Origin of the sequence: Caballeronia arationis, assembly GCF_001544975.2 — a bacterium.
In the GTDB taxonomy this organism is placed as follows: Bacteria; Pseudomonadota; Gammaproteobacteria; order Burkholderiales; family Burkholderiaceae; genus Caballeronia; species Caballeronia arationis.
Map to the genome: position 1 here is coordinate 62,761 of NZ_FCOG02000016.1, position 14,557 is coordinate 77,317.

Below are 14,557 nucleotides of genomic sequence, written 5' to 3' on the forward strand. Positions count from 1 at the left end.
AACGCACCCGCGGCGCTCAGGCATGCGCGGAAACTTCGTGGCGCGAGCGCCAGAGACGGGCGCGGCGCGCGCTGTCGTCGTTCTTGACGGTGTTGGCGCGGCACGCTTCCAGCACGGAGTTCTTGCGTTCGACGATGGCCTGGCACAGGAAGTCGGCGCTGTAGGCCGTCAGCAGATGCGGGCAATGCGTTTCGATGTACTGCGCGATCTTGCCGTAGTCGCTCTCCGTCGAGGCGAGCGTGCGGTAAGTGTCCGCATCCCAGCGGAACATCAGGTCGAGTTCTTCGAAGGCGTTGTTGTAGGCGCAGAGTTGCGCCTGGGTTTCGCGGTCGTCGCTGTGCGTTGCGTGGATCATCGTCGTCTCCTGTTTTGGCCGTGAGGGGTTAGAAACAGGATAGGAACTTCAATCCATATACGACAGTTAAAGTTTTTTCGAATAACGATAACAAAAACTTTATGAATTAGGCCTTCCGGTTTCTGCACCGATATGGGTGATCTCCTCGATCTGCGCGGCGCCTTCGTCGATCAGGAATTGCTTGAACGCGAGCGCGACCGGCGGCAGCCGCTTGTTGTTCCGGTGCACGATGAACCAGTGGAGCTTCACCGGAAAGCCTTCGATGTCCAGCACGGCCAGCTTGCCCACCTGCAATTCCAGGCTAATCGTATGCGCGGAGAGAAAGCTGATGCCCATTCCGGCGATGACGGCCTGCTTGATCGTCTCGGTGCTGGTGATTTCCATCGCGATGTTCAGCCGCGGCAGGCGGCCCGCGAAGCCTTCCTCCATGGAATTCCAGGTGTCCGAGCCCTTTTCGCGGACGATGAACGGCTCGTCGGCGAGCGCTTCGAGCGGAATGCGCGTCTTTCCGACGAGCGGATGATCCGGCGGCGCGACGATCACATACGGATGCGGCGCGAACGACACGTTCTCGGTATCCATGTCCTTCGGCGGGCGGACCATGATCGCGAGATCGGTGAGATTGTCGGAAAGCTGATGCAGCAGTTCCTCGCGATTGTGGACCGCGAGGTTCAGCCGCACGTCGCTGTTGCGCTGCGTGAAGGCGGCAAGCAGGCGCGGGAAGAAATAGTCGCCGGCGCTGATCACCGCGACGTTCAATGTGCCGCCCGAAATGCCTTTCAGGCGCGCCATCGCATCGTCGGCTTCGCGGAATTGTTCGAGAATGGCGCGGCTGTAATGAAGCATTTCATTACCTGCAGGCGTCAGGTAGATTTTCTTGCCGAGCTGCTCGAAAAGCGGCAACCCCGCATGTTCCTCCAACTGCTTGACCTGCGTCGAAACGGCCGGCTGCGTCAGGTAAAGCTCCTCTGCTGCACGCGAAAAACTCAGGCGGCGCGCGACAGTTTCGAAGATTTTCAACTGTCGAAGCGTGGCATTGCGCATCACGGCGGAACCCTCCATCCATTCACGATCGCTAATTTATACAATAAAATTTTATAACTTTCCCTAATCATTTTTCTCCCCCACGATGCTTTCACGCCCGGCAATTGTTGTAAGCCGGGTACACATTCATCGTCGTCGACGGCCGCGTTTTTTGCCCCGCACGCGGCCGGAAACAAGCGATGCAAGCAGCGCATTCCAGAGCTGCGCCAACCTTCCGCAAGCCCGCGGATATTGGGATTCGCCAGAGAAATGATTCGTCGATCGGCTTTCGCGGATAGCTGTGACCGCTTCATGCTGTATGCCCCGTCTGACTTGCGGTCGCCTGCCCGCGCCGCGTGGTTTGAGCATTTCCCCTGACAGACCGACCATCTGCTGCACGGCACAATACGCCGGTGATCCTGCACGACATCAAGCGCCGCACGAGCGCTACGACTTAAAAATTGGAGACAGACATGGCAAACGCAGGCACAGTCACGCCCGGGCAACCGCTCGGCCGTCATCACAACCGATGGGTTCAACTCGCGATCGGCATCGTCTGCATGGGGCTCGTCGCGAATCTGCAGTATGCATGGACGCTCTTTGTCGTGCCGATGGATGCCAAGCACCATTGGGGACAGGCGGCGATCCAGACCGCATTCACCATCTTCATCGTCACTGAAACCTGGCTCGTTCCCGTCGAAGGCTGGCTCGTCGACAAGTTCGGGCCGCGTCCCGTCGTGATCGGCGGATCGATCTGCGCGGCGCTCGGCTGGGTGATCGACGCCCACGCGACGAGCCTCATGCATCTCTATATCGCGGCGGTGATCGCTGGCGTCGGCGCCGGCTGCGTTTATGGCACCTGCGTCGGGACGGCGCTCAAGTGGTTCCCGGACAAGCGCGGCCTCGCGGCGGGCCTGACCGCCGCCGGTTTCGGCGCGGGCGCGGCCGTCACGGTGATTCCGATCTCCAACATGATCCAGAGCGCGGGCTACGAGCAGGCGTTCATGTTCTTCGGCATCTTCCAGGGCGTGTGCATCTTCCTGCTCGCGCTGATGCTGGTGCGGCCGAACCCGCCGGCGAGCGTGGGCGCGGCAAAGCGCGTCGTCGCGACGAAAATCGACTACACGACCGGCCAGATGGTGCGCACGCCGCTCTTCTGGGTGCTGTACATGATGTTCGTGTTCGTTGCGGCGGGCGGCGTGATCGCGACCGCGCAGCTCGGGCCGATCGCGAAGGAATACGGTTTCGCGAAGATGCCGGTGAATCTGCTCGGCGTGACCTTGCCGCTGCTGACGATGGCGCTTTCCATCGACAACCTGTGCAACGGCTTCACGCGACCGCTCTGCGGCTTCGTCTCCGACAAGATCGGCCGCGAGAACACAATGTTCTTCATTTTCCTCGGTGAAGGCGCGGCGCTGCTCGGCCTGATGTACTTCGGCCACAACCCGTATCTGTTCATGTTCTTCGCAGCGATGACCTTCCTCTGCTGGGGCGAAATCTTCTCGATCTTCCCGGCGACCTGCGCGGACACCTTCGGCGGCAAGTACGCGGCGGCCAACGCCGGCACGCTGTACACGGCGAAGGGCACGGCGTCGATGCTGGTGCCGCTCGCGTCGGTGCTGTCGTCGATCGGCTCGTGGAATGCGGTGTTCATCGCGGCGGCGACGATTTCGATCGCAGCGGGCCTGTGCGCGAAGTTCGTCCTCGCGCCGATGAGAAAGCGCTGGATCGAGAACACGGTCGAACAGACCTCGAAATCGGTCGACGCTTCGTTCCAGACGGCGTGGTCCGAGACGCCGCGCAACTCGTCCGCGCGATGAGTACGCTCAGCGAAACGCGTCCCGACGTGCGCGACCCGGCGCCGGACGCTGCGCAGGTCGCGAAGGCGCTGAGCGTTTCGCTGCATCAGCTGCGTCTTTTCATCACGCTCGCGCGGCATCGCAGCTTCACGCGCGCGGGCGATGAATTCGGCATCACGCAGTCGGCGGTGAGTCGCAGCATCCGCGAACTCGAGGACGAAATCGAGCTGCGGCTCTTCGACCGGACGACGCGCCAGGTCGCGCTGACCGATGCCGGACGCAAGCTGATCGCGCGGGTCGCGCCGCTCGTCGAGGAACTCGAAGCGACCTTGCGGCCGCGTTCGGGCGACGGCGCGGAGCCGGGCATCGTGCAGTTCGCGAGCAGTTCCAGCCTGACGGCGAGCGTGCTCCCGGCGTGGCTAGCATCGTGCGCGGCGAGCCATCCCGATCTGTCGATCGCGCTCGTCGACCGGCCGCAGGGTCAAGTGCTGCAACTCGTGCGGGCGGGCGAAGCGGACCTGGGCGTCGTGATCGCGCCGGACAACGTGAGCGAACTCGTCGCCGAGCCGCTCTTCGACGATCCGCTGTGCGCGCTCGTGCCGGCGTGTCATCCGCTCGCGGCGCAGCGGAGCGCGCACTGGCGCGCGCTGCGCGGCGCATCGCTGCTGGTTCTGGACGACGACGCCGAAAGCCATGCCGCCATCGAACGTGCGCTGATGCTGCACGAAGTCGCCGGAACGACACGCCAGCGGCTCGCGCAGGCGCAGTCCGTATTGCAGATGGTCGAAGCGGGACTCGGCATCGGCGTCATGCCGATGCACGCCTGCGCGGCGTGGACCGGGCGCGGCGTACAGGCGGTCGTGCTCACGCCCGAAGCCTCGCGATCCATCATGCTCGTGCGCCGCAAGGGCCGCGCGCTGCGCGCCGGCGCGGCACACGTATGGGCGCACGTCGTCGCGGCGTCGCTAGCGCGGCGCTCCGCTTCGCCGATGCTTCGGGCCGTCGAAGCCTGATCTTCACCCGGCGAAGACGCGCGCAACGCCGCGCCGCTTCGCCGATCCGAATTCCCCGCAGCCAAGCCAGCACTTACTTCATCGAAACGCGCGCGAGCCTTCGCGAGCGCGGGTTTTCGCTTGTCTGCGAGGGCACAAATCGCCTTGTTTAGTGGCTATGTGGAATGTAGTATGTTGTATATCAGAAGCAAATAATCACCCTTAGGAGACGAGCATGAAGATCTGCGTGTATGGAGCAGGAGCAATCGGTGGCTATATGGGCGCGCAACTCGCGCGGGCGGGCGCGGACGTGAGTTTCGTCGCGCGCGGGCCGCACCTCGCGGCGATGCAGGCGAACGGCGTTCGCTTGCAGATCGACGGCCAGGAGCACACGGTCAAGGTCCGCTGCACCAACAACCCGGCCGAACTCGGCCCGCAGGATTACGTGATCATCGCGTTGAAGGCGCATTCGGTGCCGGGCGTCGTCGACCTGATCGCGCCGCTGCTCGGGCCGGATACGGCGGTCGTCACCGCGGTGAACGGCTTGCCCTACTGGTATTTCTACAATCACGGTGGCGAACTCGCCGGCACGACGCTGCAGGCGGTCGACCCGGGCGGCAAGCAGTGGAAGGTCCTCGGACCGGAACGCGCGATCGGCTGCGTGCTGCTGCCGGCGGCCGAGATCGCCGAGCCGGGCGTGATCAAGCACGTCTACGGCAAGAAATTTCCGATCGGCGAGCCGAGCGGCGAAATCACGCCGCGCCTGCAGGCGTTCCACGACATCATGGCCGCCGCCGACATGGAAGCGCCGATGCGCAACAACATCCGCGACGAAATCTGGCTGAAGCTGTGGGGAAACCTGTGCTTCAACCCGATCAGCGCGCTGACGCACGCCACGCTCGACGTCCTGACGAGCGATCCGGGCACGCGCGCGCTGTCGAAGGCGATGATGCTCGAAGCCAAGGCGATCGGCGACAAGATCGGCGTGAATTTCCGCGTGGACGTGGAAAAGCGCATCAACGGCGCGGGCGCGGTGGGCGCGCACAAGACGTCGATGCTGATGGACTGCGAAGCCGGCCGGCCGATGGAAATCGATCCGCTGATGACCGTCGTGCAGGAAATCGGCCGGCTGGTCCACGTCGAGACGCCGATGCTCGATGCGGTTCTGGCATTGATCAAGCTGCGCGAAGCCGTGAACCAGGGCACGGCGGTCGTCCGACCGCCTGCGGAAACCCAAAAAGCCGCCTAAACTGCTTGTAAGCGGTTGCTGTTGTTTCTGATATACAAGATGCAAAATATGTTGCGTCGTGATGCGACGCAACATATACTGGAGGCTCCTAAGTACTTACCCGGAGCATTCAAATGAGCATCGCATTAGTCGTCGTGTTGGGAATCGCTATGATGGCCATTGGCGTGAGCGTTACGTTTATGATTGCATCGTCGGTGCCGCAGTCCATGCTGCAGCGCGCATCGAATCACGGTCGGTTTGCCGGCTTGGCGGCGGACGATCAGAACGGCGGTTCGGGCAAGCGTGTGTCGAACGTCCAGCCGCAAATGGGAAATCGAACCATCAATGCCATCTGATACTCAATCTGTAGACAGACCCGAGCTTCGTCCGGCTGGACTGACGCTCTCACTCGAACCGATCAATGCCACGGTTTCGCTGCGCGACCAGGCGTACGCGAAACTGCGGCAGGCGATCGCGGAGGCGGACATCTATCGCTCGCGCGAAGAGATCCGGCTCGACGAAAAGGAATTGACGGAGGCGCTCGGTGTGAGCCGCACGCCCATCCGTGAAGCGATGACGCTGCTGGAGCAGGAAGGCTTCCTGCGCACGGTCCCGCGTCGTGGCGTATACATATTGCGCAAGACGAAGCGTGAAATCGTCGAAATGATTCACATGTGGGCGGCGCTCGAGAGCATGGCCGCGCGCCTCGCCACGCAGCGCGCGACGGACGCGGAAATCGCCCAGTTGCGCCACATGTTCGACAATTTTCGCGATTCGACGCCCGCCGAACACATCGATGAGTATTCGGAGGCGAACATTGCCTTTCACCAGGCGATCGTTCAGCTGGGCAAGTCGCAGATCATTTTCGACACCATCAAGAACATCTTCGTGCACGTGCGCGCGATCCGGAAGATGACGATCTCGCAGAGTGACCGCGCGTCGCGCTCGATCGTCGATCATATGCGGATCATCGAGGCGCTCGAAAAGCGCGATACCGAACTGGTCGAACGGCTCGTCAGGCAGCATTCGCTCGATCTGGCCGCGTTCGTCGAGGCGAACTGCGACTTTCTCGACTGAAGTCAAGCGTCAAGTTGAAGTGAAAAGCCGTCCGGCATCGCGCCGGACGGCTTTTTTGTTTAACGCATCGCGTGCAGCATCGTTTCGCCGAGCGCCGCAGGTGAATTCGCGACGTGAATGCCCGCCGATTTCATCGCGTCGATCTTCACGCCCGCCGTGCCCGAGCCGCCCGAAATGATCGCGCCCGCGTGGCCCATGCGCCGTCCGGGCGGCGCCGTCGTCCCGGCGATGAAGCCGACCACCGGCTTTTTCGACCCCGAGTCCTTCAGGAACTGAGCCGCTTCCTCCTCCGCCGATCCGCCGATCTCGCCGATCATGATGATGCCTTCGGTGGCGTCGTCGGCGAGGAAGAGCGCCAGGCAGTCGATGAAGTTCGTCCCGTTGACCGGGTCGCCACCGATGCCGATGCACGTCGTCTGTCCGAGGCCGGCCGCGGTCGTCTGTGCGACGGCCTCATAAGTGAGCGTGCCGGAGCGCGACACCACGCCGATTTTCCCGGGCCGGTGGATATGTCCCGGCATGATGCCGATCTTGCATTGGCCCGGCGTGATGACGCCCGGGCAATTCGGCCCGACGAGCCGGCTCGCCGACCCTGCAAGCGCCCGTTTTACGCGCAGCATGTCGAGCACCGGAATGCCCTCGGTGATGCAGACGATGAACGGCACTTCTGCATCGACGGCTTCGAGGATTGCGTCAGCCGCGAAGGGCGGCGGCACGTAGATCACGGACGCGTCCGCGCCGGTCTTGTCGACGGCATCCGCGACGGTATCGAAAACCGGCAGGTCCAGATGCGTCGTGCCGCCCTTGCCGGGCGTCACGCCGCCGACCATCTGCGTGCCGTAGGCGATCGCCTGCTCGGAGTGAAACGTGCCCTGCGCGCCGGTGAAGCCCTGGCAAATCACCTTCGTGTTCTTGTCGATCAATACGCTCATGATGTTTTCCCCTTATTGGCGTGCGGCGGCGACGGCGCTGACGATCTTGTCGGCGGCATCGGCGAGGTTTTCTGCGGGGATGATCGTGAGGCCGGATGTGCGGAGGATTTCCCGGCCGGCGTCGACGTTCGTGCCGGCGAGCCGCACGACGAGCGGCACGTGCAGGTTCACCTCGCGCGCCGCCGCGACCACGCCCTGCGCGATCACGTCACAGCGCATGATGCCGCCGAAGATGTTGACCAGAATCCCTTCGACTTTCGGATCGCGCAGGATCAGCTTGAACGCCGTCGAGACACGTTCCTGCGTCGCGCCGCCGCCGACGTCGAGAAAATTCGCCGGCTCGCCGCCGTAGAGCTTGATGATGTCCATCGTCGCCATCGCGAGGCCGGCACCGTTCACCATGCAGCCGATATTGCCGTCGAGCTTCACGTAGTTCAGGCCGTGCTTCGCGGCTTCGATTTCAGCGGGCTCCTCTTCGTCTTCGTCGCGCAACGCTTCGATGTCGGGATGGCGGAAGAGGGCGTTGTCGTCGAAATTGAGCTTGGCGTCGAGCGCGATCACGCTGCCTTCGCCCGTAACGACCAGCGGATTGACCTCGACGATCGATGCATCCAGATCGACGAATGCCTGATACAGCGCCGCGATGAACTTCGACGCCGCGCCGACCTGCTTGCCCGTCAGACCGAGTCCGAACGCGACCTGGCGCGCGTGGAACGGCTGCAAGCCGGTAGCCGGATCGATTGCGACCTTAAGAATTTTCTCGGGCGAATGATGAGCGACTTCCTCGATTTCCATTCCGCCTTCGGTCGAAGCCATGATCGTGATGCGCGACGTGGCGCGATCGACGAGCATGCCGAGATACAGCTCGCGCGCGATGTCGCAGCCTTCTTCGACATATAGCCGCTTCACTTCCTTGCCGGCCGGGCCGGTCTGCTTCGTCACCAGCACCGACGACAGCATTTGCTGCGCATTCGCGCGCACGTCCTCGACCGACTTCAGCACTCGCACGCCGCCTTTGCCGCCGGGATCATTGGTGAAACGTCCGGCGCCGCGTCCGCCCGCGTGAATCTGCGATTTCACGACCCACACCGGCCCGCCGAGCGCGTTGGCCGCATCGGCGGCTTCCTGCGCCGAAAACGCGACCCGCCCCTCTGGCACCGCCACGCCGTACTGCCGCAGTAGAGCCTTCGCCTGATACTCGTGAATATTCATTGCGTCTCCTGTCGGCCAGATTGGGCGCGTAAGCGCGAATCTGGCCCCGTGCAAGATGGTTGCAAATCCTCTGATGGGAATGAAGCGCCAAGCGATGATGGGCCAAAGTTAAGCGCTGAAATATGATATATCACATTTTACGGCGACGAAAAGCGCGATTTGGCTGGATGCGACGATGCAGGAAGTAAGCAGCAGTTTAAAGACCGATCGATGCGGATTACGCACAAACGACTTATGCTGCAATGCAGAATACAACGGCGCGGAATCATTGACTATCAAGCGTTTCAAGCAATGCTGCATTGCAGTACAGGGTTTCCGAGATGGCCTGAACGCTTGACTAATACTGTGTGTGGAATATTGTATATCACAACGAACGACGGCCGCCGAAGCGGGCTGCTGTCCCGAGTGCCCAAACGAAGGGCGCACGCGATCGACATATATAGAACGGATACGAAACGAAAGGGAGACGGCAATGGGCAAGGCACTGGATGGTGTGCGCATCCTCGATTTCACGCACGTTCAATCGGGTCCGACCTGCACGCAGTTGCTCGCGTGGTTCGGTGCGGACGTGATCAAGGTCGAACGCGCGGGCGCGGGCGATATCACGCGGGAGCAGCTGCGCGATATTCCCGACGCGGACAGCCTCTACTTCACGATGCTCAACCACAACAAGCGCTCGGTCACGATCGACACCAAGAACCCGGAAGGCAAGAAGGTTCTTGAAGCGCTGATCAAGAAGTGCGACGTGATGGTCGAAAACTTCGCGCCCGGCGCGCTCGACCGAATGGGCTTCACGTGGGAGCGCATCCAGGAACTGAATCCGGCGATGATCGTCGCGTCGGTGAAGGGGTTCGGCCCGGGACCTTACGAAGACTGCAAGGTCTACGAGAACGTTGCGCAATGCGCAGGCGGCGCGGCTTCGACGACCGGTTTCGACGACGGCCCGCCCGTCGTGTCCGGCGCGCAGATCGGTGATTCGGGTACGGGGCTGCACCTGGCGCTCGGAATCGTTGCGGCGCTTTATCAGCGCAAGACCACCGGACGCGGCCAGAAAGTGCTCGCCGCGATGCAGGACGGCGTGCTCAACCTTTGCCGCGTGAAGCTGCGCGACCAGCAGCGGCTCGAACGCACGGGCGTGATGAAGGAATATCCGCAATACCCGAACGGCACCTTCGGCGACGCCGTGCCGCGCGCGGGCAACGCGTCGGGCGGCGGCCAGCCGGGCTGGATACTGAAGTGCAAGGGCTGGGAAACCGATCCAAACGCGTACATCTACTTCATCACGCAGGCGCCGGTCTGGGGCGAAATCTGCAAGGTGATCGGCCGGGAAGAGTGGATCGATCACCCCGACTACAAGACGGCTGCCGCGCGGCTGCCGCACCTGAAGGACATCTTCGCTGAAGTCGAGCGCTGGACGATGTCGAAGACCAAGTTCCAGGCGATGGAAATCCTCAACAAGCACGACATTCCGTGCGGCCCGATCCTGTCGATGAAAGAGATCGCCGAGGACGAGTCGCTGCGCAAGACGGGGACGATCGTCGAAGTCGATCATCCGGTGCGCGGCAAGTACCTGACGGTCGGCAATCCGATCAAGCTCTCCGACAGCCCGACCGACGTCACGCGCTCGCCGCTGCTCGGCGAGCACACCGACGAAGTGATGGCCGAGCTCGGCTACAACGCCGACCAGATCGCCACGCTGAAGGCGCTCGGCGCGATCTGACCAGGAAGCCTGCGCGCGCCGGCATGCATGCTGGCGCGCCCCACATACACTTTCAAGGAAAAAGCTTCGTGACCAACTGGATCCGTTTTCGCGATGCCGATGGCCGCATCGGCTTCGGCACGCTCGATCAGCACGCACTCCGCGTCCTTCAATACGACGGCGCGCTTTTCGAAAAGCCCAAGCCCACCAATAACTCGTTTGCGCTCAGCGAAGTGACGCTGCTCGCGCCCTGCCAGCCGAGCAAGGTCGTGGCGCTCTGGAACAACTTCTACGCGCTGTCGCAGAAACTCGACAAGGCACCGCCGAAGCACCCGCTCTTTCTGATCAAGCCGCCGATGTCGGTGATCGGGCCGGAAGCGGACATTCGCCGCCCGAAGAGCTATCAGGGCAAGATCGCCTACGAAGGCGAACTCGGCATCGTGATCGGCAGGACGTGCAGCAACGCGAGCGTCGAGGAAGCGGAAAGCGCGATCTTCGGCTACACCTGCGTGAACGACGTCACGGCGATCGAGTTGCTGCAGGAAGATCCCAACTTCGCGCAATGGTGCCGCTCGAAGGGCTTCGACACGTTCAGTTGCCTCGGACCGACGATCGCCACCGGCTTCGACTGGCGCTCCGCGCACGTCGTCACGACGCTCGACGGCGTCGAGCGCCAGAACTATCCGCTCGACGACATGATCTTCTCGCCCGCCGAGCAGGTCGCGATGGTCTCCGCCGACATGACACTCGTGCCCGGCGACGTGATCATGTGCGGCACGTCGATCGGCGTTGGCTCGATCAAGGACGGCTCGACCGTCGATGTGACGATCGAAGGAATCGGCAAGCTCTCCAACCGGCTGGCGGCATAGCGCGCGGGGAGGCGCCATGTTCGACGCCCTCGACGGCGCGCTCTGCGTGCTGGCAGTCGTCGCGATGATGGAGGCGCTGCGCGCGACCGGCGGCATCTCGGCGGCGCGCCGGCGTGTGCTGTGGGAAATCGGCGCGATGGGCGCGGGCATCGTGCTCGCGCATGCGGCGAGCGGCAGCGCCACAGCCGTGTTGTCGATGATCGTCGCACTCGGTATCGCGGGCGGCGCGGCGGCGGTATGCGCGCGCTTCAGGATCGATCGCGCACCGCGCCTCTCTTGCCTGCACGGCATGATCGCCGCGGCGGCGCTCGCTTCGACGCCCTTCGCGAAACCGGACGAACCGGTCGCGGCGCTGATCGGCGGGAGCGTTGCGCTCGCTGGCGTCGCGCTGGTCTCGCGACTGCGCTTCGCGGTCAGGGACGCGTCGCTCGCAAGCTCGCTTCACTTCGCCTGCGCGGGCGTGTGTGCCGTGATCGGCTATGCGGCCGGGCGGGAGGCTGGCGCGCTCGCAGTGGTGATCGTGAGCGCGACGGCCGCGCTGATCTCCTCTCATCTGACGATGGCGCTCGCTGGCCCGGCGTGGCCTGGGCTCGTATCGACGCTCAATGGTTTCGCGGCGTGTTCGGTGGTCGCGGTCGGAATCTTCGCAGGCAGCGGTGCATTGCTCGTGACGGGCATCGCGCTCGCGATCGGCTGCGCGGCGTCGCACGCGAGCGCGATGCAATCGCGTGCGAGCTATTCGAAGTAGTCGAGCCTGGCAAGCAAACAAAACGGCGGTTCGCCTTGCAGCGGACCGCCGTTTTTACATGCGACGCGTGTCTTCGACGCGCCCGGCCTTCGCTCAGCGATCGCGGTTCCATAGCGCGCCGAGCACGAAGCCGACAGCGGCCGCGATCAGAACACCGTTGATCGGCTGGCTGACGACGGCGGATCGCACGTTGTCGATGGTCTGGCCGTAGCTCTGCTGGAGCGATCCCAACGCCTGGCGCGCCTTGCCTTCCGCTTGCGTCGAGGCATCGCCGGTAATCGCGCCGACTGCGTCCTGCACCTTGCCCACGACGGTCTGCGCCGCGCCTTCTACCTGATCCTGCACCATGGTGCCTCCCGTTCGAATTGAATCGTGTGAATCGAATCCTCAGAGGACTCGACCGAAGATTCCGGCGTGACCGGAACGCTAGGTGCAGCACGCTTTGTGCCCAGCACGGGTGCTCGCAGATTCTGTCGGGCGGCGCCTTCCCGCCGGCAATCAGGCCGCGCCGATCAGCCGTACCACCGCGGCGAGCAGGTCGTCGATGGAAAGCGGCTTGCGGTGAAACTCAAGCGCCGCGTGCTCGATCTGCGGCGCCTTCGCGGCCGCGCTCATCAGCACCACGGGCACTTGCGAGAGCGTGTCGTCGCGGGAGAGTTCGCGGATCAGCGCGACGCCGTCCATCTTCGGCATCATCCAGTCGGTGATGATCAGATCGGGCACGTGGCGGCGCGCGGATTCGAGCGCCGCAGCGCCGTTGGAGGCCGTGACGACTTCGTAGCCTTCCATCTGCAGCACGAGGCGCCAGGTGGTCAGGATGTCGAATTCGTCGTCGACGACAAGAATGTTCTTCATGTCCGCGTGCCGGAATCGGACACCGAAAGCGACGGGCCGATCGAACCGCGCCCCGACAAAAGGCCGGTCGCGCCGATGAAGCCTTCGGTCACGTGCAGCCCGCGCTCGTCGATGACGAAGCGGCGGATCGCTGAATCGTGCGCGCTCTCGCGCTGCTTGATAACCGAGAGCATCCGGTAGAGCCCGGAATTCGCCTCGACATAGCGCAGCAACACGATGTTTTCGGTCATCGCGGAGGCGCGCATCGCCTGCGTGTGGACCGCGTCGGTATAAAGCGGCAGTTCCTCGGTCAGGAGGGTCGTTACGCCTGCCTGCCGCAGTCGGTGCGTGAGCGCGTTCAGGAACAGGCCGAAGCGCTCGACGCGGTTCGCCGAGTCGTGAAAACCCTCGATGCCATCCACCACGAGCCGCGACGCGTTCGTGCGCTTCAACACCGCGACGAGTTCGGCGGCGAGTTCGTCGATCGCGAGTTCCACCGCCGGTTGCCACTGGATCGTGAGCCGGCCGTCCTTCGCGGCGTCCGCGAGCCTGATCGACACGGCCTCGGCCTTCGCAATCAGCCGCTCCGGCGATTCATAGAAGCCGAAGTACACGCAGCGCTCGCCGCGCTCGACACCCGCTTCGAGAAACTTGAGCCCGAGCAGCGTCTTGCCGACGCCCGACGGCCCGATCAGCGTCGTGGTCGAGCCCTTGACGACACCGCCGCCCATCATCGCGTCGAATTCGGGCATCCCGAAGGCGAGCCTGGACTTCAGGTCCGGCGCGCTTTCCATCAGCGACGGACGCGCTTCCAGGCGCGGGAACGTGACGAGTCCGTCGCCGGTGATCTTGAAAAAGTGCTTGCCGAGCAGATGGTCGCGGGCGCGCAGCTTGTGTACTTCGATCTCGCGGGCGCGGCGCATGCCGGTGCTGTAGCGGTTCAGCTCGATCAGGCCGTCGACGAGCGTGTGTTCCGGATGCGGTTCGTTGCCCGACAGCGGCGCGAGGATCACGGTGGTGCAACGTGCGGCAGTGACGAACGCGCTAAGTTCGTGAATGAACTGCGAGAGTTCCAGCTCGGTCGCGCTGAATTCGCGGGCGCTGCGAAAGCCGTCGATGACCATGAAGCGCGGGCGGTTCGCCTTGATCGTCGAGGCGATCAGCGCGAGGAAGCCCGAGAGGCCGTCGCGCATCAGCTCGTGATAGCCGGAGACGAAGAGCATGCGGTCGGAGATCGCGTCAGCGTCGTAGAACGAGAGGGCGCGCAGGTGGCCGAGGAGCTTCGTGTGCGACTCGGCGATCAGCGTGACGTACAGCACCATGTCGCCTTCGGAGACGCGATGAAAGCCGATCTGCGACGAAAGTATGGTCTTGCCCGCACCCGCCATGCCTTCGATCACGTACAGGCCACCTTCGACCAGCCCGCCGCCGAGGATGTCGTCGAGGCCCGGAATGCCGGTCGTGATGTTGGTCGCATCGGTTGCGGGCTGGTGAGCCGGCTCCTTCGATGCCGTTTCGTCTTTGATCATGAGTGTGTCTTTGTGTGCCAAAGCGCCGTGCGAACGCGAATTATGGCCGAGCGGGCGCCGGGTGTCGCGTGGCAATGCGCTTTTGGCAACCAAGGGTGCCGACCACGAGTGATTTGCCGGCCGCTTTTTTGTCCCTGTCGGCGGCTGTTTGCGCCTTCGGATTCTCGCCCGGCAAGCCCTTCGAAACGCATGCCCAATCTGCGCTGGACGCAGCATTTTCCGCGCCCGCCGGGCTTCACACTTGTCAACGGCGCGCGCCG

At 63.4% G+C, this 14,557-nt stretch carries 15 protein-coding genes; 8 read left to right on the forward strand and 7 right to left on the reverse strand.

Annotated elements, in window-relative coordinates; genetic code table 11:
* Nucleotides 1-16: 16 nt before the first annotated feature.
* Both AWB81_RS12195 and AWB81_RS12200 read right to left on the reverse strand, forming a co-directional pair.
* The gene (locus AWB81_RS12195; RefSeq protein ID WP_062635547.1) at nucleotides 17-355 is read right to left on the reverse strand and encodes a hypothetical protein; all 339 of its coding nucleotides are present in this window, start codon (nucleotides 353-355) and stop codon (nucleotides 17-19) included.
* Between the two features lie 99 nt (nucleotides 356-454).
* Nucleotides 455-1,399 carry a LysR family transcriptional regulator gene (locus tag AWB81_RS12200; protein ID WP_062635549.1) on the reverse strand — a complete coding sequence of 315 codons (945 nt, stop codon included), beginning with the start codon at nucleotides 1,397-1,399 and terminating at the stop codon, nucleotides 455-457.
* Nucleotides 1,400-1,851: 452 nt separating this feature from the next.
* Between AWB81_RS12200 and oxlT the strand changes: the two genes are divergently transcribed.
* From oxlT to AWB81_RS12225, 5 genes are all read left to right on the forward strand, one after another.
* The gene (oxlT, locus tag AWB81_RS12205) at nucleotides 1,852-3,198 is read left to right on the forward strand and encodes an oxalate/formate MFS antiporter (RefSeq protein WP_062635551.1); all 1,347 of its coding nucleotides are present in this window, start codon (nucleotides 1,852-1,854) and stop codon (nucleotides 3,196-3,198) included.
* Nucleotides 3,195-4,190 carry a LysR family transcriptional regulator gene (locus AWB81_RS12210; RefSeq protein ID WP_087134926.1) on the forward strand — a complete coding sequence of 332 codons (996 nt, stop codon included), beginning with the start codon at nucleotides 3,195-3,197 and terminating at the stop codon, nucleotides 4,188-4,190. Before oxlT ends, AWB81_RS12210 begins: the two co-directional genes overlap by 4 nt.
* 214 nt (nucleotides 4,191-4,404) lie before the next feature.
* Nucleotides 4,405-5,418 carry a 2-dehydropantoate 2-reductase gene (locus AWB81_RS12215; RefSeq protein ID WP_062635553.1) on the forward strand — a complete coding sequence of 338 codons (1,014 nt, stop codon included), beginning with the start codon at nucleotides 4,405-4,407 and terminating at the stop codon, nucleotides 5,416-5,418.
* A 113-nt stretch (nucleotides 5,419-5,531) separates the two neighbouring features.
* On the forward strand, nucleotides 5,532-5,753 hold the full coding sequence (locus AWB81_RS12220; RefSeq protein WP_062635555.1) for a hypothetical protein: 222 nt from the start codon (nucleotides 5,532-5,534) through the stop codon (nucleotides 5,751-5,753).
* Nucleotides 5,743-6,474, forward strand: coding sequence for a GntR family transcriptional regulator (locus tag AWB81_RS12225; protein ID WP_062635557.1), 732 nt, complete (start codon nucleotides 5,743-5,745; stop codon nucleotides 6,472-6,474). Before AWB81_RS12220 ends, AWB81_RS12225 begins: the two co-directional genes overlap by 11 nt.
* Nucleotides 6,475-6,533: 59 nt before the next feature.
* On the opposite strand, the gene sucD is transcribed toward AWB81_RS12225, so the two are convergent.
* Nucleotides 6,534-7,406, reverse strand: a complete 873-nt coding sequence (sucD, locus tag AWB81_RS12230; protein WP_062635559.1) for a succinate--CoA ligase subunit alpha — start codon at nucleotides 7,404-7,406, stop codon at nucleotides 6,534-6,536.
* Between the two features lie 12 nt (nucleotides 7,407-7,418).
* A complete protein-coding gene (gene sucC / locus AWB81_RS12235) occupies nucleotides 7,419-8,618 on the reverse strand; it encodes an ADP-forming succinate--CoA ligase subunit beta (RefSeq protein ID WP_062635561.1) in 1,200 nt (399 codons plus the stop codon).
* Between the two features lie 472 nt (nucleotides 8,619-9,090).
* Between sucC and frc the strand changes: the two genes are divergently transcribed.
* The 3 genes from frc to AWB81_RS12250 all read left to right on the forward strand — a co-directional run bounded on the left by frc (nucleotide 9,091) and on the right by AWB81_RS12250 (nucleotide 11,934).
* Nucleotides 9,091-10,338: a formyl-CoA transferase gene (frc, locus tag AWB81_RS12240; RefSeq protein WP_062635563.1), complete on the forward strand. Its 1,248-nt coding sequence runs from the start codon at nucleotides 9,091-9,093 to the stop codon at nucleotides 10,336-10,338.
* 68 nt (nucleotides 10,339-10,406) lie between these two features.
* Nucleotides 10,407-11,186, forward strand: coding sequence for a fumarylacetoacetate hydrolase family protein (locus AWB81_RS12245; RefSeq protein WP_062635565.1), 780 nt, complete (start codon nucleotides 10,407-10,409; stop codon nucleotides 11,184-11,186).
* 16 nt (nucleotides 11,187-11,202) lie between these two features.
* Nucleotides 11,203-11,934 (forward strand): hypothetical protein, encoded by a 732-nt coding sequence (locus AWB81_RS12250; RefSeq protein ID WP_062635567.1) that lies wholly within the window; start codon nucleotides 11,203-11,205, stop codon nucleotides 11,932-11,934.
* A gap of 93 nt (nucleotides 11,935-12,027) precedes the next feature.
* On the opposite strand, the gene AWB81_RS12255 is transcribed toward AWB81_RS12250, so the two are convergent.
* The 3 genes from AWB81_RS12255 to AWB81_RS12265 all read right to left on the reverse strand — a co-directional run bounded on the left by AWB81_RS12255 (nucleotide 12,028) and on the right by AWB81_RS12265 (nucleotide 14,297).
* Complete coding sequence (locus AWB81_RS12255) at nucleotides 12,028-12,282, reverse strand: CsbD family protein (RefSeq protein WP_062635569.1); 255 nt, start codon at nucleotides 12,280-12,282, stop codon at nucleotides 12,028-12,030.
* 150 nt (nucleotides 12,283-12,432) lie between these two features.
* Nucleotides 12,433-12,789, reverse strand: a complete 357-nt coding sequence (locus AWB81_RS12260; protein WP_062635571.1) for a response regulator — start codon at nucleotides 12,787-12,789, stop codon at nucleotides 12,433-12,435.
* Entirely contained in the window at nucleotides 12,786-14,297 is a 1,512-nt protein-coding gene (locus AWB81_RS12265) for an ATPase domain-containing protein (RefSeq protein WP_062635573.1), read from the reverse strand. Before AWB81_RS12265 ends, AWB81_RS12260 begins: the two co-directional genes overlap by 4 nt.
* Nucleotides 14,298-14,557: the final 260 nt, after the last annotated feature.